The 24,933-nt window shown below is 38.1% G+C and carries 23 protein-coding genes and 1 pseudogene; 16 read left to right on the forward strand and 8 right to left on the reverse strand.

Annotation, left to right across the window (positions count from 1 at the left end; translation table 11 throughout):
- Positions 1-286: 286 nt before the first annotated feature.
- The 4 genes from rpsF to dnaB all read left to right on the forward strand — a co-directional run bounded on the left by rpsF (position 287) and on the right by dnaB (position 3,033).
- Entirely contained in the window at positions 287-673 is a 387-nt protein-coding gene (gene rpsF, locus ASC84_RS03750; RefSeq protein WP_004719337.1) for a 30S ribosomal protein S6, read from the forward strand.
- A gap of 11 nt (positions 674-684) precedes the next feature.
- Entirely contained in the window at positions 685-912 is a 228-nt protein-coding gene (rpsR, locus tag ASC84_RS03755) for a 30S ribosomal protein S18 (protein ID WP_004719336.1), read from the forward strand.
- 9 nt (positions 913-921) lie between these two features.
- On the forward strand, positions 922-1,368 hold the full coding sequence (gene rplI / locus ASC84_RS03760) for a 50S ribosomal protein L9 (RefSeq protein WP_004719333.1): 447 nt from the start codon (positions 922-924) through the stop codon (positions 1,366-1,368).
- Between the two features lie 219 nt (positions 1,369-1,587).
- Positions 1,588-3,033, forward strand: coding sequence for a replicative DNA helicase (dnaB, locus tag ASC84_RS03765; RefSeq protein ID WP_004719332.1), 1,446 nt, complete (start codon positions 1,588-1,590; stop codon positions 3,031-3,033).
- Between the two features lie 57 nt (positions 3,034-3,090).
- On the opposite strand, the gene ASC84_RS03770 is transcribed toward dnaB, so the two are convergent.
- Entirely contained in the window at positions 3,091-3,513 is a 423-nt protein-coding gene (locus tag ASC84_RS03770) for a DUF4259 domain-containing protein (protein ID WP_004719330.1), read from the reverse strand.
- A 283-nt stretch (positions 3,514-3,796) separates the two neighbouring features.
- On the opposite strand from ASC84_RS03770, the gene alr reads away from it, so the two are divergent.
- On the forward strand, positions 3,797-4,870 hold the full coding sequence (alr, locus tag ASC84_RS03775; RefSeq protein WP_056511930.1) for an alanine racemase: 1,074 nt from the start codon (positions 3,797-3,799) through the stop codon (positions 4,868-4,870).
- A 66-nt stretch (positions 4,871-4,936) separates the two neighbouring features.
- Here alr and ASC84_RS03780 read toward each other — a convergent pair whose 3' ends face one another.
- The 5 genes from ASC84_RS03780 to ASC84_RS03800 all read right to left on the reverse strand — a co-directional run bounded on the left by ASC84_RS03780 (position 4,937) and on the right by ASC84_RS03800 (position 9,531).
- Complete coding sequence (locus tag ASC84_RS03780) at positions 4,937-5,365, reverse strand: BLUF domain-containing protein (RefSeq protein ID WP_056511934.1); 429 nt, start codon at positions 5,363-5,365, stop codon at positions 4,937-4,939.
- Between the two features lie 333 nt (positions 5,366-5,698).
- Positions 5,699-6,433, reverse strand: a complete 735-nt coding sequence (locus ASC84_RS03785) for a proteasome-type protease (protein ID WP_004822453.1) — start codon at positions 6,431-6,433, stop codon at positions 5,699-5,701.
- Positions 6,434-6,506: 73 nt separating this feature from the next.
- Entirely contained in the window at positions 6,507-7,286 is a 780-nt protein-coding gene (locus ASC84_RS03790) for a transglutaminase family protein (RefSeq protein WP_004822455.1), read from the reverse strand.
- Complete coding sequence (locus ASC84_RS03795; RefSeq protein ID WP_004822456.1) at positions 7,283-7,891, reverse strand: alpha-E domain-containing protein; 609 nt, start codon at positions 7,889-7,891, stop codon at positions 7,283-7,285. The genes ASC84_RS03790 and ASC84_RS03795 overlap by 4 nt, the downstream gene beginning before the upstream one ends.
- A gap of 38 nt (positions 7,892-7,929) precedes the next feature.
- The gene (locus ASC84_RS03800; RefSeq protein ID WP_056511936.1) at positions 7,930-9,531 is read right to left on the reverse strand and encodes a circularly permuted type 2 ATP-grasp protein; all 1,602 of its coding nucleotides are present in this window, start codon (positions 9,529-9,531) and stop codon (positions 7,930-7,932) included.
- A gap of 310 nt (positions 9,532-9,841) precedes the next feature.
- Here ASC84_RS03800 and ASC84_RS23020 point away from each other — a divergent pair, with 310 nt between their 5' ends.
- Positions 9,842-10,837, forward strand: coding sequence for a YafY family protein (locus ASC84_RS23020; RefSeq protein WP_004719313.1), 996 nt, complete (start codon positions 9,842-9,844; stop codon positions 10,835-10,837).
- 479 nt (positions 10,838-11,316) lie between these two features.
- On the opposite strand, the gene mnmG is transcribed toward ASC84_RS23020, so the two are convergent.
- On the reverse strand, positions 11,317-13,197 hold the full coding sequence (gene mnmG, locus ASC84_RS03810; protein ID WP_056511939.1) for a tRNA uridine-5-carboxymethylaminomethyl(34) synthesis enzyme MnmG: 1,881 nt from the start codon (positions 13,195-13,197) through the stop codon (positions 11,317-11,319).
- Positions 13,198-13,456: 259 nt separating this feature from the next.
- Here mnmG and ASC84_RS23540 point away from each other — a divergent pair.
- The 7 genes and pseudogenes from ASC84_RS23540 to purD form a co-directional block, all read left to right on the forward strand.
- Positions 13,457-13,690, forward strand: a pseudogene (locus ASC84_RS23540) (hypothetical protein); the annotation flags it as partial.
- Between the two features lie 517 nt (positions 13,691-14,207).
- Positions 14,208-15,083, forward strand: coding sequence for a bile acid:sodium symporter family protein (locus ASC84_RS03820; RefSeq protein ID WP_056511944.1), 876 nt, complete (start codon positions 14,208-14,210; stop codon positions 15,081-15,083).
- A 127-nt stretch (positions 15,084-15,210) separates the two neighbouring features.
- Positions 15,211-16,113, forward strand: coding sequence for a 50S ribosomal protein L11 methyltransferase (gene prmA / locus ASC84_RS03825; RefSeq protein WP_056511947.1), 903 nt, complete (start codon positions 15,211-15,213; stop codon positions 16,111-16,113).
- Positions 16,114-16,134: 21 nt separating this feature from the next.
- Entirely contained in the window at positions 16,135-16,995 is an 861-nt protein-coding gene (locus ASC84_RS03830; protein ID WP_004719306.1) for a zinc-ribbon and DUF3426 domain-containing protein, read from the forward strand.
- 375 nt (positions 16,996-17,370) lie between these two features.
- Positions 17,371-17,640: a DNA-binding transcriptional regulator Fis gene (gene fis, locus ASC84_RS03835; protein WP_001086304.1), complete on the forward strand. Its 270-nt coding sequence runs from the start codon at positions 17,371-17,373 to the stop codon at positions 17,638-17,640.
- Positions 17,641-17,734: 94 nt separating this feature from the next.
- Positions 17,735-19,309: a bifunctional phosphoribosylaminoimidazolecarboxamide formyltransferase/IMP cyclohydrolase gene (purH, locus tag ASC84_RS03840; protein WP_056511950.1), complete on the forward strand. Its 1,575-nt coding sequence runs from the start codon at positions 17,735-17,737 to the stop codon at positions 19,307-19,309.
- 144 nt (positions 19,310-19,453) lie between these two features.
- Positions 19,454-20,737, forward strand: a complete 1,284-nt coding sequence (purD, locus tag ASC84_RS03845; protein WP_056511952.1) for a phosphoribosylamine--glycine ligase — start codon at positions 19,454-19,456, stop codon at positions 20,735-20,737.
- A 132-nt stretch (positions 20,738-20,869) separates the two neighbouring features.
- On the opposite strand, the gene ASC84_RS03850 is transcribed toward purD, so the two are convergent.
- Positions 20,870-21,499: an alpha/beta hydrolase gene (locus ASC84_RS03850; RefSeq protein ID WP_056511955.1), complete on the reverse strand. Its 630-nt coding sequence runs from the start codon at positions 21,497-21,499 to the stop codon at positions 20,870-20,872.
- Between the two features lie 560 nt (positions 21,500-22,059).
- On the opposite strand from ASC84_RS03850, the gene ASC84_RS03855 reads away from it, so the two are divergent.
- The 3 genes from ASC84_RS03855 to ASC84_RS03865 all read left to right on the forward strand — a co-directional run bounded on the left by ASC84_RS03855 (position 22,060) and on the right by ASC84_RS03865 (position 24,763).
- Positions 22,060-22,932 (forward strand): MetQ/NlpA family ABC transporter substrate-binding protein, encoded by an 873-nt coding sequence (locus tag ASC84_RS03855; protein ID WP_056511959.1) that lies wholly within the window; start codon positions 22,060-22,062, stop codon positions 22,930-22,932.
- Positions 22,933-23,045: 113 nt separating this feature from the next.
- Complete coding sequence (locus tag ASC84_RS03860; protein ID WP_056511962.1) at positions 23,046-24,071, forward strand: methionine ABC transporter ATP-binding protein; 1,026 nt, start codon at positions 23,046-23,048, stop codon at positions 24,069-24,071.
- On the forward strand, positions 24,068-24,763 hold the full coding sequence (locus ASC84_RS03865) for a methionine ABC transporter permease (protein ID WP_034613374.1): 696 nt from the start codon (positions 24,068-24,070) through the stop codon (positions 24,761-24,763). The genes ASC84_RS03860 and ASC84_RS03865 overlap by 4 nt, the downstream gene beginning before the upstream one ends.
- Positions 24,764-24,933: the final 170 nt, after the last annotated feature.

Raw genomic sequence — 24,933 nt, forward strand, 5'->3', positions numbered from 1 at the left:
AGAATCAGAAAGCTTTTTTGAATCGAGATATTTCATACACAGATTATGCTTGAAAATCTTAATTTTTGCAGGATGAATATTGAATAAAAAGATGTATGTTTTTTGATTTATGAAAGAGGTTTAATATTAAATTGTGTTTACGCACAAACTTTCCTATAATAAGCGCTCGCAATTTTTGCGGCACAATCTATTGACTTTTAAACTGTTGTTTAAAGTTTATGCTGATTGTGACTCCTTGCTTCAATCTTTTTAAGGTTGGGGCTGTATAAACCGTAAGGAGCTGACAATGCGTCACTACGAAATCGTAATTCTGGTACACCCAGACCAAAGCGATCAAGTTGTGGGAATGGTAGAACGCTACATTTCTCACATCAAAGATGCTGAAGGTCAAATTCACCGTCTTGAAGATTGGGGCCGTCGCCAATTGGCTTACCCAATTAACAAAATCCATAAAGCGCATTACATTTTAATGAACATTGAATGTAACCAAACTACGCTTAATGAATTAGAAGAATTGTTCCGTTATAACGATGCAATCCTTCGTAACGTGATTATCCGTCGTGAAAACGCAATCACTGAAGAATCTTTACTCGCTAAGAGTGCTGAAGAAAAACGTGCGCGTAAAGCTCAACGTGAAGAAGCACAACAAGCTCAAGATTCTGTTGAAGCATAAGGAGAACATCAATGGCACGTTTTTACCGTCGTCGCAAGTTCTGCCGCTTTACAGCTGAGAACGTTACGTACATCGACTACAAAGATATCGACACTTTAAAACAGTACATCACTGAAAACGGCAAGATTGTTCCTAGCCGTATTACAGGTACTAAAGCTCGTTACCAACGTCAATTAGCGCTTGCTATCAAACAAGCTCGCTACTTAGCGTTGATTCCTTACACTGACAATCATAAGTGAGGTTGAGCCGTGGATATTATTTTATTACAACGCATTAAAAACCTTGGTAAATTAGGCGATAAAGTTTCAGTTAAAGCTGGTTACGGCCGTAACTACCTTATCCCTCAAGGTAAAGCAGTTGCAGCGACTGAAGCGAATACTGCTGCATTTGAAGCTCGTCGTGCAGAACTTGAGAAAGGTGAAGCTGAAGTTTTAGCTGCTGCTCAAGCACGTGCTGACCAATTGAACGAAGTAAACATCGTTATCACTGCGAAAGCTGGTGATGAAGGTAAATTATTCGGTTCAATCGGTACTCGTGATATCGCTGACGCGTTAACAAATGCTGGTCTTGTTGTTGACCGTGCTGAAGTTCGTTTACCGAACGGTGCACTTCGTCACACTGGCGAATTTAACATCGCAATCCAATTGCATCATGATGTTACTGCTGAAGTTCTCGTTACTATCGTATCTGAGTAATTTCTTGCAGAAAAAAAGAGCATACTTTTGTATGCTCTTTTTTTATCTTTAAATTTTACCTCGGATCAGCTGAAATTGTTTCTAGTTGATTCATTCCCCTACTTATCGGTATTACTGTTAGATACTTTTAGTATTTTGCATTAAGATAAGTGAGTACTTCAGTACACACGTACATTACGTAAATAATGTTTTTGCACGATTTAAAAATCAAGGTTTTATATGTCTCAGGCAACTGCCACAGCTCAACAGAATCCCTTCAGCACTGATGCAAAAAACAAAGACAATGCTCAGTTAAAAGAGTTTCGTACGCCTCCTCATAACTTGGCAATTGAACAAGCTGTACTGGCTGCATTGATGACGGTTGCTGAGTCTTTTGAACAAGTCAGTGATACTTTGAATGAAACTGATTTTTATGCAACACGTCACAAATATATCTTTCGTGCAATCGAAAAACTAGCACAAGAAAACTCTCCATATGATGCAGTTTTAGTCAACGATTGGCTGATTAAGCAAAACTTGCTTGATGCAATTGGCGGTGAAGAATATTTAATGCAATTGATGTCCGATTCACCTTCAAGTTTCTATAACCTAGAAACTTATGCGGGCAAAATCAAAGAATTTTCAACGTTAAGAAGCATGATTAAAGTAGGCAATGAAATCCTGCAAAATGCTTATGACACCAAAGGTCGTGAAGTGAGTGAAATTCTTGATCTTGCTGAAACCAATATTTTCTCTATTGCAGAACAACATAATAACAATGCCAAAGCACAAGGGCCAAAAGCCATTACCTCAGTTGTAGCAGACGTTTTTGATAAGTTAAATGAACTTTCTCAAATGGAAGGCAATATCACTGGTTTAACCACAGGTTTTATGGAGTTAGACAATAAAACCTCTGGTATGCAAGCTGGAGATATGATCATTGTTGCTGCACGTCCGTCGATGGGTAAAACAACCTTTGCCATGAACCTTGTTGAAAGTGTGTTATTTAACTGTGATCTTCCAGCACTGGTTTTCTCTATGGAGATGCCAGCAGACTCTATCGCCATGCGTCTAATTTCAGCATACGGTAAAGTCCATCAAGGGCATTTACGTTCAGGTAAACTTGATGGCGATGAATGGTCTAAAGTCACAGGAACCATTTTACAGCTACAAGAAAAACATCTTTATATTGATGATTCATCTGCACTGCCACCAACGGAACTTCGAGCACGTGCACGCCGTATTGCCAAACAACATGGTGGCAAGCTGGGTTGTATCATGATCGATTATCTACAATTGATGAAAGTGCCAGGCATGGGTGATAACCGTGTTGGTGAAATTGGTGAAATTTCACGAAGCTTAAAAGCCCTTGCCAAGGAAATGATGTGCCCTGTTATTGCACTATCACAGCTTAACCGTTCTCTGGAAAACCGCCCAAATAAACGTCCAGTAATGTCCGACTTGCGTGAATCAGGTGCAATCGAGCAGGATGCCGATTTAATTATGTTTATTTACCGTGATGAGGTTTATAACAAAGAGTCGAAAGAAGCAGGCACAGCTGAAATTATCATTGGTAAACAACGTAATGGCCCGATCGGGACTGTACGTTTAGCCTTTGAAGGCCAATACACACGCTTTAGTAATCTATCGCCTGAGTATTATGCGCAATATCAAGATGAAGAATAATGCTGATCAATAGAGTTAGCATCATTTAACACTGCTGTTGAGATGAGATTTTAATCCTCAAATCTTGGAACTTAAAGTCTCTCTCAACGTTTCAATATTCTTAGTCCATTCATCATAATCATCTGAATCTTGCCAAAGCTCATCCAATTCAGAGTTTTCACTGGTCAATAATAATAATGCAGTCAATGCTTTGGGAATAAGCGCATAATTGACATTGTTTTTATTCTGCTCAAGCCATTTTTCTACAGGTTCAGGATAATATTCATTTTCTTCAATCCCTTCACCAAATGATTTAGCTAAAACATCAGCCGCTGCATGCGCAATACAACCAATATCGGCATCAATAAACTCTTCGGTTGCCATATCAATCATTTCATCAAAAGCTTGTTCAATGACAACATGCCCATCTTGCTCTTCAAACTCATAGGCCCAATCACTTGCAGTATCATTTCCAAATGGTTCATGTGACCATGTTCCCATACACCCTCCGAAATAAATCCTTAAATTTAAATATAAAATGTACGATTTTATTTAAAAAATAAAGTGCAATATCTTTACAAATTATGTGCAAAGCGCTTAGCAAAAATTTTATCGATACAAAATCAATAAACCATTCAAAACACAAATGTTTATGTTTATTTAGAGCTGATAGGACTACAATATTTAGCGTTTTAAAGCTGCACTTTTTTTAAAGTTAGGCTTTTATCTCTATTTATGCGATTTAGCATTATTCAATCTTTGCCATTCCTCAGGAGTAACTAGGGTGCGTCAAGCAACAGTTTATATTGACAGTGCAGCACTGCAATATAATTTAAACCGAGTCAAACAACTTGCACCATACGCTAAAATTGTCAGTATGGTTAAAGCCAATGCATATGGACATGGCGTCAAGGACTGTTTAGCCGCCTTAAATGCGACTGATGCCTTTGGTGTCGCCTGCCTTGCTGAAGCCTTAGAGATTCGGGCATTAGGCTATCAACAATCGATTACTCTCATCGAAGGTATTTTCAGCGCTGATGAAATGATTAGTGTTCTTGAAAATAACCTTGAAATCGTTGTACATCATCAGCCACAATTGGCTTGGTTACGTGCACATAAAAAACAATATATCGACAAAGGTTTAAAAGTCTGGGTAAAACTCAATAGCGGTATGAACAGATTGGGTTTTAAGGTGGCTGAAATTATTGAAGTGATTCAATCACTCAAAGCAGAAGGCTTTACCTGTGTACTGGCAATGCATTTTGCCAATGCAGATGCGGATCATCACCCGTTAAATGAACAACAGAAAGATCAATTCTTACAGGTAAAAGCTGCTTGTGAACCGATCTTAGCTTCATGCTGCAATTCTGCTGCTATTTTTAAATGGCCTGAACTTAATTTTGATTTTGTACGTCCAGGTATCATGCTTTACGGCGCGTCTCCCTTTGCAGATCGAAGCGTTGCTGAGTTAGACATCAAACCTGTCATGAGCTTTACCGCTGAAATCATTGCACTCAATCATATTCAAGCAGGTGAATCTGTAGGCTATGGCTCTACATTTGTCTCCAAAAATGAAATGGATATCGCCATTGTTTCAATAGGTTATGGGGATGGTTATCCGCGTGCTTTTCCTCAACAAAACTATGTCAGCATCAATGGTCAAATGACAGCGATCATTGGTCGTGTCGCAATGGATATGATCGCAATTGATGTCACTGGCATAGATGCACCACTAGGTACAGTCGTTGAACTGTGGGGCAAGGATCGTTTGGTTGATGATGTGGCTGCTGCCAATGGTACGATCGGTTATGAGTTACTCTGTCGTATGAGTACACGTCCTATCCGTAAAAAACTTTGAGCAACCATTCTCGATTCAAGATGAAAATCCAAGCGATCGCTTGGATTTTTTAATGGTTTTCAAATTTTAAACAAATTCTTCTGGCTGTTCAATCTCATAGAGTAGTTTAAGTAATGTCGGGATATCCTGTTCATCTAAACCTAATGGGCGAAAATGGTTATAGCCCTTACTCTCGAAGTATTGTTGAATTTTGCCATTTCGTCTCACGTATTTCATAGACCACTGTGAAAAATGCCCTTGCTCAACATGGCCTGCTCTAAACAGCTTGATCTGATGATGTCTTGGATCTTTATGCAGTTTTTCCAATACATGTAAGATAACCACTTCCTCACCTTCTAGGCATTGAAAAAAATGCTCATCTGCAAAATACAGAACGCCTTGAACTTGATGAAGTATATTAAAATCTCTCGCTTCACCTAAAATATCTCTTAAATCATTGAGTATTTGGTGATGGGGTGAAGTTGTTTTACTTGCGTAGCATAATTGAAAAGTCATGTAATTCTTCTATTTTTAACTTTCATTATTTATAAACAATTATTTGCGATCATACAAGCCTTAACGTTTTATTATTTAATTGTTTATCTATTCTTTTATATGGATTGCTTTAAACTAAATACATAGCAACCGCGCTCTTTAATTTTTTAATTTAAAACAGTGATTTAATATATATTTATCATTAAAAACACAAAGTAAATCATGATCCACCTAGTCAATTGTCTCGATATAAATTTTAGAATAAAAGAAACATAGAATTGAATTTATGCGGCCTCTTTATAATTTTTAATATAAAAAAAGCGAGATTAAACTCGCTTTAAAGCACATACAGTATTATTCAAAATAATCATTGGTCGGTTTAGGTAAATCTTGCAAACCTTTCTTTAAAGTTTCAGACCATTGTTTGCTGATGTGTTGAAAATAAGGATCACTGTCGTTAATTCGCTTGCCTTTTGGTACCTCTAGGCTGTCTTTAAGATAAATCATAGCATCTAATGGCATACCAACAGATACATTTGAACGTAAAGTCGAATCAAATGAAATTAAACTACAGCGTAACGCTTCATCTAAAGGCATATCATAACTTAAGGCACGATCTAAAATTGGTTTACCATATTTACTTTCACCAATTTGGAAATAAGGTGTATCACTGGTTGCAGAAATAAAATTACCTTGCGGATAAATATTATAAAGCTGCATTTCCTCCCCACTGATCTGACCACCAACCAACAAACTACAATAATAATTACTTTGCTCTTGAGTATCTTCAGTGACATCTGCAATGACTTTGCGCAGAGTTTGCCCAACCAATCCTGCGACCTCGAACATCGTATTCACACTATACAAATTGGGTTCTTGCTTAAGTGCCAAATGATTTTCTAAATGCCCAATTACCGCTTGTGTCGTTGCAAGGTTGCCAGAAGTTTGAATACAAATAAAGCGTTCGCCTTTTACCCCAAACGTATAAAGTTTTCGATATACAGAAATGTGATCGACTCCAGCATTGGTTCGAGTATCACTAATAAATACTAAACCTTGTTTGAGTCTTAAAGCACAGCAATACGTCATGAAACTACCTATACAACTAAATTTGAGATTAATCACATTCTGCAATTATTCACACTATTTACCATTGCCACCACTAACATGCAAGCACTTGAACAATAGAGTACATGGTTTCAGTGCCACCTTGCTCTCTTACTCCACGAACGGGTGCAACATCCCAATAGTCGCGTCCAATCGCTACATAGACATGTGATTCTGGGCGGAATAATTGATTACTGACATCAATAACATGCCATTTACCATCTAAAAATACCTCTGTCCAAGCATGACTTGCTAAATGCGATTGATTATTTACATATAAGTAACCAGAGACATAGCGAGCAGGAACACCCAATGCTTTGGCCATCGCAATCAAGACATGACTATGATCTTGACATACCCCTTGCCGTGCTGAAAAAGACTCCATTGCGGTATGCGTTACTGTGGTACTTGCGCTGATATAAGGCATATGTTGCAACAAAGCTTCTGCTAATTTTTGGAAATTTGCCCAACGCTTATGCGTTATATATTGTTCAGCAAAAGCAATCATTTCTGTATTGCACAAGGTTGCAGTGGTTGGCTGTAAAAAAACCACAGGTGATACCTGATCTTCTATACCAAATTGATTGTCTACATTAATATCGACAATCCCCTGCGCCATAATGGACATTTGTTGATAAGGCTCAATTTGCGAACTGGTCAACCAGACATTATCAAAGGCATCTTTTTTAATGTGTTTTTCACCAGGAACGCTGACATGCCAACCCGTCACCTGTTGATGTAGATTAGACTGTGGTGTCATCTTGATATACTGAATACTATTTTTTGCCCATTCAGAATATTGGTAATGCGTTTGGTGATTAATCATCAGTTTCATAAGCGATCCAATTCAAATAATGAGTCAATATGGTCACTAAAATGATAATAATTCATACGGTCTGGTTGGTTTTTTAGTTCTTCCCAAACTTCAGGCAAACTACACATACCATGTTGATCTAAACGATCAATCAAATGATTCAATTGTGTCAAAGTCACTGATTTATCTTGATTCAGACGTAATTGACGATCAAATTGTTCCATTTTTTGCCCTAAGCTAAAAAATAGAAACAACAATTCATCATCCTCGGCCTCTAATACATCATTACACTCTTCACAAACATCACAAATAAAACCAGCATTTTGCTCTGCCTGTTGTAATAACTGATTTAATTCGGCAAAGGACTGTGCTGAAATCACCCCACGTAAATCATGAATATTATTTTTGGCACATAAAAAATGCTGATGAAATGATGCAGGTTGCTCATTATCTAAAATCAATTCATTTAAAGAACTTGCATCAAATGCAGGTAAACAAAAAGCATGTGCATAGTCTAAAGCCAATTCATTGGTTTTAAATGGAAATTGACTACATAAATATTGAATACGGGTTAAATAGCGTCCTAACCAAAATATATTCTGTGCATTGGTACTGAGTAAAATCATGTTTGCTCTCCTTTGGCTGGGATTATTTGAAGGTGGGGCTAAATTGAATATTCATCAATTACCCATGTATCCTTAATTCCACCACCTTGTGATGAGTTGACCACCAGTGAACCTTGTTGCATCGCAACACGAGTCAAGCCACCTGGAACAATTTCTATGCGTTCTGGTGAGCTGAGAATAAATGGTCGTAAATCAATATGACGTTCAGCAATTCCTTGGGAAGTTAGTGTTGGTGCAACAGATAAATTTAAGGTGGGTTGCGCAATATACGCAGAGGGTGAAGCCATTAACTTCATTTTAAATAGATCGATTTCTTGTTCAGTTGCTTTAGGACCGATGAGCATCCCATAACCACCTGAACCTTGAGCCTCTTTTACCACCAATTGATCCAGATTTGCCAAAACATAATCCAAAGCTTCAGCTTCACGGCATTGATACGTCGGTACATTGGACAAAATTGGTTTTTCATTTAAATAATAAGCGATCATTTGATCCACATAGGGGTAAATCGACTTATCATCTGCAACGCCTGTACCAGGTGCATTGGCAATCACCACATTTCCACTTAAATAAGCAGACATTAGCCCTGCAACACCTAAAGTGCTATCAGGTCTAAAGCTTAATGGGTCTAAAAAACCATCATCCAAACGCCTATAAATTACATCAACCTGTTGACGTCCACGGATGGTTTTCACATAAACCTTGTCGTTTTCAACAAAAAGATCACGTGATGTCACCAATGGCACACCCATTTCCCTTGCTAAAAATGAATGTTCATAATAGGCACTGTTATAACGTCCTGGCGTTAAAACCACAATTGTTGGGCTGTCTACCTTTGAATTTTCAGCCAAAACTTCACGCAACAATTGCGGATACAACTCAATATTGGCAACGTGTTGATTGCATAATTCAGGCATGAGTTTTTGACTCATCTTACGACTTTCAAGCATATAGGACACACCTGAAGGCGTACGTAGATTATCTTCTAAGACAAAAAATTCACCTTTGCAGTCTCGTACAATATCAATTCCACTGATTTGACTGTAAATATTTCCATTCAAGCGATGATTCATCATCACTGGTTGATAAGCTTCATGCGATAGCACTTGTACTGCTGGAATTAAGCCTTCTTTTAAAATATTTTGTTGATTATAGATATCAGCTAAAAATAAATTTAACGCTTGAATACGCTGTGTACAGCCTGCTGCAATCTTGTTCCACTGTTGCTTGGCAATCACGCGCGGAATTAAATCAAACGGTATGGTTCGATCAATTCCCGATGTTTCACCATAAACCGCAAAAGTAATTCCTTGATATAAAAAATGTGCTTTGGCTGTTTCATTCAGTTTTTCAAGTTGGTAAATACTGTGTTGAGATAACCAATCTTCAATTTTTTCAGCAGTTTCGGGCGAAAGAACGTGATCATCCGTCATTTCATTAAAAAAAACCGAATTCATCTGTTTAAGTAAATGATGTGAGGCTTGTTGTGCATCGATATTTAGATTAATGGCCTGTTGAATATTTCCTATCTGTTGTTGATTCGTCGTTTCAGTTTTTTCTTCTGTCTCAGCAATTGGCAAAGCGAAGCGATCTGCATAATTCTCATTACTTGAATTTGTATCTATGGTTTCTTTTAGCATACAAACCTCTTTTTATCTTCTCTAATGGCTTCTTTAATAATGCAATATCAATGCCAAAATATTATTAAATCGCCATATCCTGTATTCTTCACCTGTACAATTAAATCTTTCTGGCTCAGTTTTATTAATTCATTGTTTGCTATTGCACTCAATGTGAGTTTTGATCGAACTTGTTTCAAAATTTTTTAGCTAATATTTTCAACACCTAAGCAACTACTCACAGGATATAACTTGCAGAATCAGTTTTAATTTTCTATTGTGTAGCTGATTTATTTCCCTTAAACATTCACGATTCCATTGATACCAAACCATGTCTGCACAAGAAAAAGAAACTTCCAATAGCCTCTATCGCCAATGGCAAATCCTGTCCCGACTCTCTACGGGGAAGTGGATGGGCACACGTGAATTACAAGAAGTTTTAGAACGTGAAGGGATCGAAATCAGTTTACGCACGATTCAGCGTGATCTAAATCAGATTGCTCAACGCTTTCCTATCGAGAGTAACAAAACCGTACCACAAGGCTGGCGTTGGCGTTCAGATGCCCCGATTCAAAGTCTGCCGCATATGACCAGCTCGCAAGCAGTCACGTTTATGATGGTTGAAGAACATTTAAAACACCTGCTTCCACCGAGTTTAATTGATGAAATGAACCCTTGGTTCGATTTGGCACGGCGTAGCCTTTCTACGCAGAACAATGTTCGACAATGGATTAACCGTGTTCGAATTGTGCCCGCAAGCCAACCAGTAATCCCTCCTCTGGTGGAAAGACATGCACAGCAAGCCATTTATGAAGGACTACTACAAGATAAACAAATTGAATGTGTCTATCGTGCACGTGGTTATCAGGGTGAAGAGAAAACTTATACTCTAAATCCTTTAGGTTTGGTTCAAAAAGGTGCAATTATCTATTTGATTTGTACGCGTCATGACAAGACAGAAGTTCAAACCTTTGCATTACACCGTTTTAAATCTGCAACTGTTTTAGATTTACGTGCTTTACACCCAGTCAAATTCGATATTGATGAATATATCGATTCTGGTGCGCTGGGCTTTAGAGTCGACTTTTCTCGACCGACCGAAAATGTTGAATTAAAATTAGTTATGCACGAAGATGATGCACAATACTTTACGGAGAGCCAACTCAGTAAAGAGCAAAAAGTTGAACAACTGAATGAAGAACTGTATCAAGTCAGTGCTGTGGTTCCATTTACCTCACAACTGGTATGGTGGTTAAGAAGTTTTGGTAAAAAGATTGTCCGAATTGAGCCTGTTGAAGTATTTAATGCGGTACATGAAATTGAATAATCTATCGACTTCATCCAAGCGAAAACAATCAAAATAAAAAGAGCCTTTCGGCTCTTTGATTTATTGTTTTGATTGTTGTTTTTAAATTTTATTGTTTTTGCGCTGATATAAAACCCATGTCACATTTTTACATGTCCACAAGACATGGGATTTATTGGAGTATGTTAAACATCACATGTTACAGCACGCAAGTTCAGCACTATTGTAGCGGATTGATTTCATTGTCATGGTGTTCACCTCTCTTTTGAATGTAAATTGACTATAGCGATGATTTTGCAAACTGAAAAATAATTAAAACTGCTTTGTTTTTCATCAATTCTGTTTAGGAGTTATTTTTATAAAGTTAGATTGGATCTGTGTATTTAAAATTTGCTTTTAATAATAAATCGTAAATTTAGCCTTAACAAAGATAAGCAAGAAAAGACAAGCTAGAGACAATAAAAAACCCGCATATAGCGGGTTTCTTACAATTCAACATCTTAAGCTGATTTTCTCGCTTGGTTATTTTTACGAATTGTAATCATCACCAATTGAACAGCAGCAGGTGTTACACCCGGAATACGGCTGGCTTGTGCCAATGTTTCAGGTAATACATTTTTCAGTTTCATGGTGATTTCACGAGAAAGTCCTGAAACGATATCATAATCAAAATCAGCAGGAATTTTGGTATCTTCCAAACGCTTCATTTGCGCAACATCTTCTTGCTGACGATTGATATAACCTTCGTATTTCACAGAAATTTCAATCTGCTCACCAACAAATGCAGATACTTCAGAACCAGTTAATTCAGCAATTTGTGAAAAGTTGATGTTTGGGCGTTTAAGTAAATCGATTGCAGAACATTCTTTAGAGAGATCAGCACCGGTCAATTCAACGAATTTTTTACCCATTGGATTGTTCGGTGCAGCCCAAAGGTGTTGTAAACGACCTGTTTCTTTTTCAACTGCTTCCATTTTTTCACAATAAGAAGCCCAACGCTCATCATCAACCAAGCCCATTTCACGGCCAATTGCAGTTAAACGTTGATCAGCATTATCTTCACGAAGCATCAAACGATATTCCGCACGAGAGGTAAACATACGGTACGGTTCTTTGGTACCTAAGGTAATCAAATCATCAACCAAAACACCCATATACGCTTCATCACGTTTAGGCGTCCATTGCTCTTGATCCCATGCACGGCGTGCAGCATTTAAGCCCGCCAATAAACCTTGTGCACCAGCTTCTTCATAACCTGTTGTACCGTTAATTTGACCTGCAAAATACAAGTTATTAATCGATTTGGTTTCAAGTGAGAATTTCAAAGACTGCGGGTTGAAATAATCATATTCAATTGCATAGCCTGGGCGAAGAATGTGCGCATTCTCCATACCACGGATTGAGCGTACCAACTCAAACTGCACATCAAATGGTAAAGATGTTGAAATACCGTTTGGATAAAGCTCGTGTGTATCCAAGCCTTCTGGCTCAAGGAATACCTGATGCGAATCTTTATCGGCAAATTTATGAATTTTATCTTCAATCGATGGGCAATAACGTGGGCCTACACCTTCAATCACCCCGGTATACATCGGCGAACGGTCTAAACCACCACGAATAATCTCATGAGTCCGCGCATTGGTATGCGTGATATAGCAATTTACTTGCTCAGGATGCATCGAAGCATCACCCATAAATGACATGGTTGGTGATGGGAAATCACCCGGTTGCGGAATCATCACAGAAAAATCGACAGAACGCGCATCAATACGTGGTGGTGTCCCAGTTTTTAAACGACCTACTGGTAGATTTAATTCACGTAAACGAGCTGCTAACGAAATTGATGGTGGATCGCCTGCTCGTCCACCTGACGAATTATTTAGACCAACGTGAATCACGCCACCTAAGAATGTACCTGTGGTTAACACCACAGTTTTCGCATCAAAGCGAATACCCATTTGGGTCACTACACCTTTAACAGTATCGCCTTCAACAATTAAGTCATCTGCAGATTGTTGAAAAATATCTAAATTGGCTTGATTTTCAAGTGTATGACGAATCGCGGCTTTATAACGGATACGGTCAGCTTGTGCACGAGTTGCACGTACAGCTGCGCCTTTACGCGAGTTCAAAATACGAAATTGAATACCGCCCTTATCCGCAGCCAATGCCATTGCACCACCTAAGGCATCAATTTCGCGAACAAGGTGAGATTTACCAATACCACCAATGGCTGGGTTACAGCTCATCTGCCCTAAAGTCTCAATGTTATGAGTCAAAAGCAGAGTCTGTCGACCCATACGCGCCGCAGCGAGTGCCGCTTCCGTACCTGCGTGACCGCCACCGATAACAATGACATCGTAAACTTTAGGATAATGCATAGTGATAAATGAGAGATAAAAGAATGACAGGAAATTATAGCAAAATTTTACTTCTAGTTTTAGGCAGTTTTACAAATATTATTTCCATCAATCATGCGTATGAACGATTAAACATCTCTTATACATAGGCAACATAAATTGACACTTCGTTTCATGACTGCCCTACAAATAGAATTTAACTTATCAAAAACTCACGATACGATAGACAATACACGGACAAATTATTTTTTTCGAGACTTTATATAAAAGGAATATCATGATGAAAAATACCATGTCTAAAGTAATTACAGCATCTTTACTCAGTTGTGCTGCATTTAGTTTTGCCCATGCTGCTGATGAAAACACCAGCAAAGCCGAAGTGAAAAAGCAAATTCAGGTATGTGCCAAGAAAAAACAAGGTGACTGGGTCACCTACGCCAATAAAGGTGTAACTTTTAATGGTACATGTGAACCAAATGAAAATGGTAAATTACAATTTAGCTTCCCAGCACCGGCAGGTGGCAACCCAACCGCCGCTGCTGCAGCGCCTGAACCAGCCATTGAAAACCGCCCAGCTGTAGAACAATCTGCTCCAGCGAGTGCAGATGCACCAGCAACAAATGATGCATCACAAGCAGAACAACCTGCCATGGAGCAACCGAGTCAAGCCGCTCCAAGCGAAGATCCGATCCAAGCGCAATAATCTGCGTTAAGCATAGGCATATGCTTTTATAAATTCCTGCTTTTATAAATAGCATGTCTGAGCAAAAAGGTGTTCCATTGAAAAATGGAGCACCTTTTTTATTTCAAGTCTGTGTAGACTTGATTAATATCAGTATCCATATAGTTTTACATCTACGATGAATCAATTGTTATTCGGCCTAATGCTATATATTTAAAACACATATTTCCAAGAAGATTTCTGAGTCATAGATTTCATTTTTCAATTCGATACCTTTCGATTACACTCAAATCGAGTACGGAATATTCACATATTGAATTGATGTCAAAACAACAAAAAGGATGAAACTATGGATTCAGGGATAATTACCATAATGCTTCCCCTCGCCCTCGCCATTATTATGATTGGACTAGGTTTAGAACTTACTCCAAAAGATTTTGCGCGAGTTTCTAAACACCCTAAAGCCGTATTGATTGCGTTATTCTGTCAGTTGGTACTTTTGGTCGGTATCGCTTTTATCATTTGTAAAGTGCTTGCACTCCCACCTTTGCTTGCCGTTGGTTTAATGTTACTTGCAGCCTCACCTGGAGGAAGTACCGCCAATCTATTTAGTTATTTATTTAAAGGGGATATTGCACTTAATATTACCTTAACTGCAATTAACTCGGTCATTGCTGCCTTTACCTTGCCTTTAATCGTAAACTTTTCGATTCAATACTTTATGAATGATGGGCAACAAATCACCATGCAGTTCAGTAAGATACTGCAAGTCTTTGCAATTATTTTAATTCCTGTGTGTATCGGCATGCTCATTCGACATTATGCACCACACTTTACTGAAAAATTAAGTAAACCTTTACGAATTTTCTCAGTGGTATTTTTGATTCTCATTATTATTGGGGCAATCACCAAAGAACGTGCACATATCATGGAGTACCTGACTCAAGTTGGCCTAGCCACGGTGATTTTCTGTATTTGCAGTCTGGTTATTGGCTACTTTGTTCCAAGATTACTTGGTATTAATAGTGCTCAAGCACGCGCATGTGCATTTGAGATCGGCATTCATAATAGTACCTTAGCCATGACGATTGCTTTGACTGTCATCGCAAATTCTACTGTCGCAATGCCTGCCGCTGTTTACTCAATCTTTATGTATATTTTCGCTGCTATTTTTGGTGCCTTAATTTCAAGACATGCTACAACTGAAATTGAACCTGCGATATAAAGCCATTATGTGCCTCAACTAAAATGGATGCTTAAGCATCCATTTTTTATTTTCCTACTGAATATAAGCGTAACTTCCCAGTTTCGGCTACAATACTGCCTTTAAGAAAACGATTTAGGTCTTTGCCGTGAAGTGGTTACAAATTCATATTACTGTAGAACAAGCTCAAGTTGAATTTACTGAAACCTTGTTAAGTTCTTTAGGCGCAGTCAGCGTGACATTAGATGATGCTGAAAACCAAGACTTGCTTGAACCACTCCCAGGTGAAACTCCGCTGTGGAATAAAGTGATTGTTACAGGAATCTACGCGCAAGAAGAAGGCGAAGACATTGATGTAACAGCACTAGAAACATTTATTCGCACTCAACTCCCAACTGAACCGATGCGTAGTGAATTTCTTGAAGACCAAGTATGGGAACGTTCTTGGATGGATTACTATGAACCAATTCAAATTGGTGAAAAGTATTGGATCGTGCCTGAATGGATAGAGCCACCAGAAGCGGATGCAGTCAATATCAAACTTGACCCAGGCTTAGCGTTTGGTACAGGTAACCATGCATCTACTTTCCTTTGTCTGCAATGGTTAGGCAAAACCGATGTTAAAGATAAAGTGGTGATTGATTATGGTTGTGGTTCAGGCATCCTCGGTGTTGCAGCACTACTTTTAGGTGCAAAGAAAGTCTATGCAACAGATATTGACCCTCAAGCCGTCTTAGCAACCAAACAAAATGCTGAGCTGAATGGCGTTCTTGAAAATCTTTATGTTGGATTACCTGAAGAGTTCAATGCAGAATTTAAAAACCAACAGGCTGATATTTTAGTTGCAAATATTCTTGCAGGTCCACTTATGTCACTTGCTAAAGAATTCTCAACTTTGATTAAATCTGAGGGAGAGTTCGCACTTGCTGGCGTAATTGAAGAGCAAGTTACTGATGTTTCTAGTATTTATTCTGAATTTTTTGATATAGTAGAAGTCGAGAAACGTGAAGAAACCTGGTGCAGAATTTCTGGGTCGCGTAAGGCTGTTTAATCTATGAAAATATAAATATTTATGACCGAAAAACAAACCCGATGCCCAAATTGTGCTTCAGTTTATAAAGTATCAGTTACGCAACTCACTGTTGCGCAGGGTATGGTTTGTTGTCCGAAATGTTCACATAATTTTAATGCATTAATCCATCTACAAAACAGTCAACCTGCTCAACCCAAGATCGATCCTGATACTGTCGTGCAAAATCAGGCACAAAACCTCATTACGACGAAACGACAAATCGAAACCAATGTCTTAGATATTTTTAATCGTAAAATTGAAAACTCCAATATTGATTTAAGAACATACTTAAACAATTTGAATTATTTCAACAATGAACCGGTCAATAACATTCCAAGCTTAAACCTATCACAAGGTTTAAATAACTACGGGCAACATTTAATAAAACCCAAAAGTACGTTTTATTATCTGGCGTGGAGCTTGATCAACCTTGCCCTACTCAGCATTTTATTATTTCAAATCCTTTGGTTTAATCCAAACTTAACTGATCGTTATCCGTTTTTAAATACTGTCTTTACCCAAACCTGTGCCGTCTTACAGTGTGATACTGTTGATCAACGCTATAAACAAATTGTGATTAGTCATCTTAAAGTTAAAGCACTTGGTAGAGACGAGACTCAATTTTCGGGTCAACTCAATAACCAATATTCTAAAAGCTTAGAATTACCCCTAATAAGAGTCACCTTAAAAGCTCAAAATAAGGTCATTGCTACACATGTGATTACACCTGAGCAATATCTGATTGAAAGTTTGGTTGGAATTAAGCGTATTCCTAAAAATAGCCCATATCCTTTTAAATTTGTTGTTACAGAGCCAAGAAAAAGTTTTGATCAGTACCAATTAGACATTATTCACCCTTAAAATTAAAAAAAATTATAAAAAAATGAAAAAAAATGTAGTTTTCTTGCTCATTTTTTCTTAGACAATGGTATCATACGCGCCACGAAAGCTTTGTCCTGCAAACTCCTCGCATTTTTTCAAAAAAAATACTGTTTTGTTATGTGCTTTATATCCAATATCGCGCAAGTAGAACATTTTTTTGTTTAAAAGAGTGTTGTAACAAATATTAATCTATTGTTACGCTTATTTTTCACTCAACTCGACGATTTGTGGCAAGCTAATTGTTCTTGTTTTAGAGCCAACCGTTTTAGGATCTAAAACGGAGCTCAGATTTTTTTAGACCACATTTATATATTACTTTACCCAAGTAATATTTTGATTTTCGGATTAACTCGCATGAATAGCAAATCTCCTATTTTTACTGCACAATCTGACGTCGCTCTTCGTATTCACGTAGATCGCGCAGTTCGTCACTATTTTGCACAATTGCAAGGTGAGCAACCATCACAAGTGTACGACATGGTGCTAGCAGAAATGGAGAAACCTCTTTTATCTGTTGTCTTAGAATACACACGCGGGAATCAGACTCGCGCTGCTGAGATTCTCGGACTGAACCGTGGCACTTTACGCAAAAAGTTAAAAGCTCACGGTTTAATGAGTGAATAAATGATAAAATGCTCACGGCTTGCGTGGGCATTTTTTTTACCTATATTTTGCCTACCTGTTCAATCTCTAGACTTAAAAACTGTTGACGAAGATCATGACTATTAAACGCGCTTTAATCTCTGTTTCTGATAAAACCGGGATCGTTGAATTTGCCCAGAACCTTGTTGCTCTTGGGGTGGAAATTTTATCTACTGGCGGTACATATAAGTTGCTTAAAGACAACAATGTGGCTGTAGTTGAAGTTTCAGAGCACACAGGCTTCCCAGAAATGATGGATGGTCGTGTAAAAACACTGCATCCTAAAATTCATGGAGGCATTTTGGCTCGTCGTGGTCTAGACGAAGCTGTCATGGCTGAACACAACATCGATGCAATCGATCTCGTTGTCGTAAACCTTTATCCTTTTGCAGCCACTGTTGCTAAACCAGACTGCTCGCTTGCAGATGCAATTGAAAATATTGACATTGGTGGCCCAACAATGGTTCGTGCAGCTGCGAAAAACCATGCATCTGTGGGTATCATCGTAAATGCAACTGATTATGCAACTGTAATTGCAGAACTTAAAGCAGATGGCGCTTTATCTTATGCGACACGTTTCGATTTAGCGGTAAAAGCATTTGAACATACTGCCCAATATGACGGCATGATTGCTTCTTACCTCGGTGCACGTGTTGGTAAAGAAGAAGGTCAAGCAGACAAATTTGCCCGTACTTTCAATACCCAGTTAAATAAAGTACAAGATCTTCGTTATGGTGAAAATCCACATCAATCAGCTGCTTTCTATGTAGAATCGACTGCAACTGAAGCATCGGTTTCAACTGCTAAGCAGTTACAAGGTAAAGAACTTTCTTATAACAATATCGCAGATACAGATGCAGCACTTGAATGTGTCAAATCATTTGCAAAACCAGCGTGTGTCATTGTTAAACATGCAAATCCATGTGGTGTTGCAGTATCGTTAGATGGTCTTAAAACTGCATACGATCTTGCTTATGCAACTGACCCAGAATCAGCATTTGGTGGCATCATTGCATTTAACCGTGAGTTAGATGTTGCTACAGCTCAAGCAATTGTTGACCGTCAATTTGTTGAAGTGATTATTGCACCAAGTATTGCCGATGGTGTACTTGAAGTGACTGGCGCAAAGAAAAATGTTCGTGTTCTGGTATGTGGCGAACTTCCTAAAATTGATGAACGTGCTTCACAATACGATTATAAACGTGTCAATGGCGGTTTATTGGTTCAAGACCAAGACCTCGGTATGATCACCAAAGATGATCTTAAAGTGGTAACTAAGCGTGCCCCTACTGAAGCAGAAATCGATGATTTAATCTTTGCTTGGAAAGTTGCCAAATACGTTAAATCCAATGCTATTGTTTATGCTAAAGGCCGTCAAACCATTGGTGTCGGTGCTGGTCAAATGAGCCGTGTAAACTCTGCACGTATCGCAGCGATCAAAGCTGAACATGCAGGTTTAGTGGTTGAAGGTGCTGTTATGGCATCTGATGCATTCTTCCCATTCCGTGATGGTATTGATAACGCTGCAAAAGCCGGTATCAAATGTATTATTCAACCGGGTGGTTCAATGCGTGATGAAGAAACAATTGCAGCAGCAGATGAAGCTGGTATTGCAATGGTCTTCACGGGTATGCGTCATTTCCGTCACTAATTCACAATAAATCATTATTTAAAAATCCCCCTAAGTCCCTCTTTTCATAAGAGGGACTTGTCACGAACCACAGGACTCTTTAAATTCGTGATACCCCTTCCTGTATAAAGGGAGGCTGGGAGGGATTAAAAAAGGATACATAAGATGAACATATTAGTTTTGGGTAGTGGTGGTCGTGAACATGCATTGGCATGGAAAATTGCGCAAGACGATCAAGTCACTAAAGTTTTTGTTGCACCAGGAAATGCGGGTACAGCAACTGAACATAAATGTGAAAATGTTGCTTTAGATATTCTCAACAACCCTGCCATTATCGACTTTGCAAAAAATAATGCAGTTGACCTCATTATTGTTGGTCCTGAAGCACCGCTTGTAAATGGTGTGGTTGATGCAGGACGAGCAGCTGGCCTTAAAATTTGGGGACCGACCCAATTTGCAGCACAACTTGAAGGCTCTAAAGCTTTCGCCAAACATTTTTTAAAACGTCATAACATTCCTACAGCATTCTATGATGTATTCACTGAAGTGGATGCAGCCAAAGCATTTGTAGAAAAAAATGGCGCACCAATCGTAATTAAGGCAGATGGCCTTGCTGCGGGTAAAGGCGTCATTGTTGCGATGACCAATCAAGAAGCGTTTGATGCAATTGATGACATGCTTGCAGGCAATAAATTTGGTGATGCAGGTTCGCGTGTTGTTATTGAAGAATTCCTTGATGGTGAGGAAGCATCGTTCATTTGTATGATTGATGGTGACAACATCCTTCCTATGGCAACGTCACAAGACCATAAACGTATCTTTGAAGCTGATCAAGGTCCAAATACGGGTGGTATGGGTGCGTATTCCCCTGCCCCAGTTGTGACTGCAGATGTTTTTGACAGAGTCATGAAAGAAGTTATGCGTCCAACTGTAGATGGTATGAAGGCTGATGGTCATACCTACACAGGTTTCTTGTATGCTGGTTTGATGATCGATGAGCAAGGGCAACCTCGTGTCATTGAATTTAACTGCCGTTTTGGTGACCCTGAAACTCAACCGATCATGATGCGCTTAAAATCTTCTTTGGTTGATTTAGTTGAAGCTGGTATTGCTGGTAACTTACCCACTGAAGCTGAGTGGGATGAGCGTAAAACTGTTGGTATTGTGCTTGCGTCTAAAGGCTATCCTGAAACTTCGAGCAAAGATGATGTGATTTCGGGTCTAGATATCCAAATGACAGATGCTAAAGTTTTCCATGCAGGTACTGCAAACAATGCCAATGGTGATGTAGTGACTGCTGGCGGTCGTGTACTTTGCGTAACTGCATTGGGTAACACAATTGGTGAAGCGCAAGCAAAAGCCTTGGAACTTTGCCAAAAAGTGACTTTTGATGGTGTCCAATACCGCAAAGATATTGGTTACCGTGCGATTGCTCGTGAAAATGCTTAAACTCGATTGAGTTGTAAAACCCGCCAAGGCGGGTTTTTTATTTGGTAAATTTTTAGTGAGTAATGCTCTTCCAGAATAATAAATATAAGATTAATTACCTTGATTGATTTTTCGCTGAATCATTTGAATCACCTACCGCCTCAACACAACACCACCAATGACCATTTGAAGCCAATCTAATAATTGAGGAAATTCCCGATATCCATCACTCGCTAGAAAATGTCCAGCATTGGGAATAATCTCATAAGGAAACTCTAATTTTTCTGCCAACGAGATACTTAAATCAGTTGGAACATATTGATCATTACTCGATATAAACATTTTTCGATTTAATATTTTATTTTTAAAAGAAAAATCCTTATTTGTTTCAGCGATATATGAATCCAGTTGAGGTAATACTGCCAATTTATTCGAAAATCCAGATACACAGACAACACCACCTATCTGTTGAAAATCCAATTCAGACAGAAAATCAAGCAGCGTAATACATCCTAAACTGTGCGCAACAAAAAATGTATGCTGATCAATTTGAGCAACATTATTTTTTAAGGTTTGCTTCCACTGTAAAAGATTTGGATTGCTTGAATTCGGTAACGCGATCTTTACAACTTTAGTATTTTTATCTTGTAAATTTTCCTCAATATAATCAAACCAATGATCATCCACCTTTGCACCATAGCCATGAATGATATAAACATTATTTTGAGCATATACAGTATTTAGCAATAACAAACTGCTTAAAAGTAAGATGATTAATTTCATTTATTGATCTCTTTGATGTATATAAGATCTTCATGCTAAAGTATGACAGTAGTGTCAATGTCAATCACTGTTTGAATAAAATCACCCTATTTCGCCTAACAATCTGAAATAACGCTTATCAGAGCACTGCTATAAATGCAGATCTAAGTTTATTTTACTTATTTAAAAAAAAGATAATAAATCCTAAAAAATTTATATATTATGAATAAGTATAAAATTTAATCATTTATCGTTTAGCATTCAACAAAAGCATTTGTTTTCTTTATTAAATTAATAAAAAAATTGATATTCATGCAACGACATCGCTACCCAATATCAACACGTAGCCACTATGTATAATTTTCATTTATTGATATGATAAACAAATCTTTAGAGTCTGTTTTAAACAATTAAAATTCTTTTAAAACATACTGCTAATCCTCAAATGTAAAGAATATAGATAGCGCAATCAGACAAGTACGTCACCGCATTATTTATTTTCAAAATGTTAAAAATTCGATTTAAATGATCGAGAATGCAAAGGACAAAATTCTACTGCATTTGCTACTTAGGATTTATTCATGAAAAAGCTGTTTGGCGTTTTACTTAGCGCGTCTGTGCTTACTCTTTCTGCTTGTGGAAAACAAGAAGCTCCAAAAAATGATGCTGCTCAAGCAGATGCAGGTAAAGAACAAGTCGTTACCATGGCTTCTACAGGTTCAGATGCCGATATTTGGCGCTATATCGCAACACTACCAGAAACAAAGCAAGCTGGAATTAAATTAGAAGTTAAAAACTTCACTGATTATGTTGCAATGAATACTGCTGTGGCAAACAAAGAAGTCGATATCAATGCATTTCAATCTTATGCATATCTTGTTGCTTTCAATCAATCCAACAAAGAAAAAATTGCACCAATCTCTACAACATATTTAGAGCCAATGGGTATTTATTCTAGTAAAGTTAAAAAAGTTGAAGAGTTTGCCAATGGTGCAACCATTGCTATTCCAAATGATGGCGCAAATGAATCGCGTGCATTGTTACTTTTACAATCTGCTGGTCTCATCAAATTGAAAGATGGCTTTGATTTAGTTAAAGGCACGCCTGCTGATATTACTGAAAATGCAAAGAAAATTGTTATCAAACCTATTCAAATGGCGACTGCGGTACGTGCTAAAGATGAAGTTGATGCAATTGTTTTAGGTAATACTTTGGCAATGGAAGGCGGTTTAAACGTGCTTAAAGATTCGGTTTATTATGAGCCAGTTGACCAAACAACCAAAATGAATGTCAACGTACTTGCTGTTGCAGATGCACGTAAAGACGATGCCCTTTTGAAAAAAGTGGGTGAGTTATATCATGTTCCTGCTGTAGGTAAATATGTTCAAGAACACTTCGGTGGAACTAAAGTTGATGTGAATAAACCTGTAAGCTATCTTACAGAATCAAAATAGTTTTATAATGGATCAGGTCTATTGACCATTCTTTTATGAAAGGTCTACAGGCCCTCATAAAACAGGCAAAGTGAATTTGCCTGTTTTTTCTTTTTGCTATAGTTTTTGACGATATGATTGAATTTAAAAACATTTCAAAACACTATGAGTTGAAAGGTCAAACCATACGTGCACTGGATCAGATTAATCTTGAGATTCCAGCGGGCAGTATTTTTGGCATTATCGGCTATAGTGGTGCAGGTAAAAGTACCTTAATCCGTTTGATTAACTTGCTTGAGCGTCCCAACCAAGGACAAGTCATCATTAATCAAAAAGACTTTACGGCACTTGATGCACGTGCATTACGTCAAGAACGTGCAAATATAGGCATGATTTTTCAGCATTTCAATTTGCTACAAACCAAAACTGTAGCTGACAATATTGAAATGCCGTTAAAGTTGCTGAGTGTCACTAAAGACCAACGTGAAAAACGTTTAAATGAGTTACTTGAGTTTATTGATCTAAAGCACAAAAAAGATGCTTTTCCAGATGAACTCTCGGGAGGACAAAAGCAACGTGTCGGTATTGCACGCGCCTTGGCCAACCACCCCAAAATTTTACTTTGTGATGAGGCAACCTCTGCACTTGATCCACAAACCACGAAATCTGTTCTCGCTTTGCTTAAAAAGATTAATCAAGAGCAAGGGATTACCATTGTCATGGTTACGCATGAAATGGATGTGATTGAATCTGTTTGTGATTATGTTGCGGTCATGGAACAAGGCAAAGTGATTGAAACTGGCTCTACCTTAGAAATTTTTAGTCAACCGCAACACCCGACGACGAAAAATTTTATTCAAACTGTTTTACAGCAACAGCTCCCTGTTAATATCTTAAACAATCTCGAAAATCAAAATCATAAAAGTATTTATAGCCTGCAATTTTTGGGTACTTCAGCGCAAGAGACTGTGGTACAAGCAGCAATTAAGCAATTTGATGTCAGCTTAAATATTTTATTTGCCAATATGACTGAAATTAATGGCTCAGTCATCGGTCAAATGTTTATACAACTTTTGGGAGATGCTGAAAGCATTCGCCAAACCATAGATTTCTTTGAAAAAAATGGGGTCAAGGTGGAACAGTCAGGAGTTAGACTATGAGAGAACTCATTGTACAATGGCTCACTACGCTTACTGCACCATTTTGGAAAAGCTCTTTAAGCATTGACCAATTTGTTACAGCGATGCAAGAAACCATTCAAATGGTCATTTTTGCAATGCTGTTTGGTACCATTTGGGGCTTTATTCAAGCAATTACCTTGCTGGTCACTCGCCCTAATGGCATTTTACCCAATCGTGCTGTCTATCAGATTTTAAATCCTATCGTCAATGCACTACGCTCGCTCCCCTTTATTATTCTATTGATTGCGGTTTTTCCACTGACCAAAGCGATCGTGGGTACAACAATCGGTACTTGGGCAGCGATTGTACCGTTGACCATTTATGTTGGTCCTTATATTGGTCGTCTTGTAGAAACATCATTGCTTGAAGTGAATGAAGGGATCATTGAGTCTGCACAAGCAATGGGTGCATCGCCTTGGCAGATTATTTTTAAGTTTATTATCCCTGAATCCCGTAGCTCACTCATTTTGAGCCTTACCACAGCAACCATTAGCTTGATTGGTGCAACAGCAATGGCGGGTGCTGTAGGCGCTGGCGGTATTGGTGATTTAGCAATTTCTTATGGTTATCAACGTTTCGATCAAAGTGTGGTTTATCTCACCGTGATTGTCTTATTGATCCTTGTACAAATTGTACAGAGTCTTGGAAATTGGTTATCAAAGCTTCGATAATCCTTGCTTGCCATTTCCAGCTGTTCTTTTTTCTAAAATCATACCCTCCTTGTTGAGGGTATTTTTTATTTCTTGAGTTAGCTACAGATATAAATACTTATAAAATTTATAGATCCGTACTTGATTCTATACTTGCTTAGTCCTATCCACTTTAATTCCACTCATTTGAT

The sequence above is a fragment of the Acinetobacter sp. Root1280 genome, from assembly GCF_001425285.1.
In the GTDB taxonomy this organism is placed as follows: Bacteria; Pseudomonadota; Gammaproteobacteria; order Pseudomonadales; family Moraxellaceae; genus Acinetobacter; species Acinetobacter guillouiae.

Excerpts from the sequence above, each read along its gene's own strand:
- ASC84_RS03795 (WP_004822456.1), bottom strand. The coding sequence starts at position 7,891 with ATGATTTTACTCAGTACCAATGCACAGAATATATTTTGGTTAGGACGC.
- purH (WP_056511950.1), top strand. The coding sequence starts at position 17,735 with ATGACTATTAAACGCGCTTTAATCTCTGTTTCTGATAAAACCGGGATC.
- mnmG (WP_056511939.1), bottom strand. The coding sequence starts at position 13,197 with ATGCATTATCCTAAAGTTTACGATGTCATTGTTATCGGTGGCGGTCAC.
- ASC84_RS03770 (WP_004719330.1), bottom strand. The coding sequence starts at position 3,513 with ATGGGAACATGGTCACATGAACCATTTGGAAATGATACTGCAAGTGAT.
- rpsF (WP_004719337.1), top strand. The coding sequence starts at position 287 with ATGCGTCACTACGAAATCGTAATTCTGGTACACCCAGACCAAAGCGAT.
- ASC84_RS03855 (WP_056511959.1), top strand. The coding sequence starts at position 22,060 with ATGAAAAAGCTGTTTGGCGTTTTACTTAGCGCGTCTGTGCTTACTCTT.
- ASC84_RS03780 (WP_056511934.1), bottom strand. The coding sequence starts at position 5,365 with ATGACTTTTCAATTATGCTACGCAAGTAAAACAACTTCACCCCATCAC.
- ASC84_RS03860 (WP_056511962.1), top strand. The coding sequence starts at position 23,046 with ATGATTGAATTTAAAAACATTTCAAAACACTATGAGTTGAAAGGTCAA.
- ASC84_RS03830 (WP_004719306.1), top strand. The coding sequence starts at position 16,135 with ATGACCGAAAAACAAACCCGATGCCCAAATTGTGCTTCAGTTTATAAA.
- ASC84_RS03865 (WP_034613374.1), top strand. The coding sequence starts at position 24,068 with ATGAGAGAACTCATTGTACAATGGCTCACTACGCTTACTGCACCATTT.
- ASC84_RS03785 (WP_004822453.1), bottom strand. The coding sequence starts at position 6,433 with ATGACGTATTGCTGTGCTTTAAGACTCAAACAAGGTTTAGTATTTATT.
- rpsR (WP_004719336.1), top strand. The coding sequence starts at position 685 with ATGGCACGTTTTTACCGTCGTCGCAAGTTCTGCCGCTTTACAGCTGAG.
- purD (WP_056511952.1), top strand. The coding sequence starts at position 19,454 with ATGAACATATTAGTTTTGGGTAGTGGTGGTCGTGAACATGCATTGGCA.
- ASC84_RS03850 (WP_056511955.1), bottom strand. The coding sequence starts at position 21,499 with ATGAAATTAATCATCTTACTTTTAAGCAGTTTGTTATTGCTAAATACT.
- ASC84_RS03790 (WP_004822455.1), bottom strand. The coding sequence starts at position 7,286 with ATGAAACTGATGATTAATCACCAAACGCATTACCAATATTCTGAATGG.
- ASC84_RS03800 (WP_056511936.1), bottom strand. The coding sequence starts at position 9,531 with ATGCTAAAAGAAACCATAGATACAAATTCAAGTAATGAGAATTATGCA.
- dnaB (WP_004719332.1), top strand. The coding sequence starts at position 1,588 with ATGTCTCAGGCAACTGCCACAGCTCAACAGAATCCCTTCAGCACTGAT.
- ASC84_RS23020 (WP_004719313.1), top strand. The coding sequence starts at position 9,842 with ATGTCTGCACAAGAAAAAGAAACTTCCAATAGCCTCTATCGCCAATGG.
- ASC84_RS03820 (WP_056511944.1), top strand. The coding sequence starts at position 14,208 with ATGGATTCAGGGATAATTACCATAATGCTTCCCCTCGCCCTCGCCATT.
- fis (WP_001086304.1), top strand. The coding sequence starts at position 17,371 with ATGAATAGCAAATCTCCTATTTTTACTGCACAATCTGACGTCGCTCTT.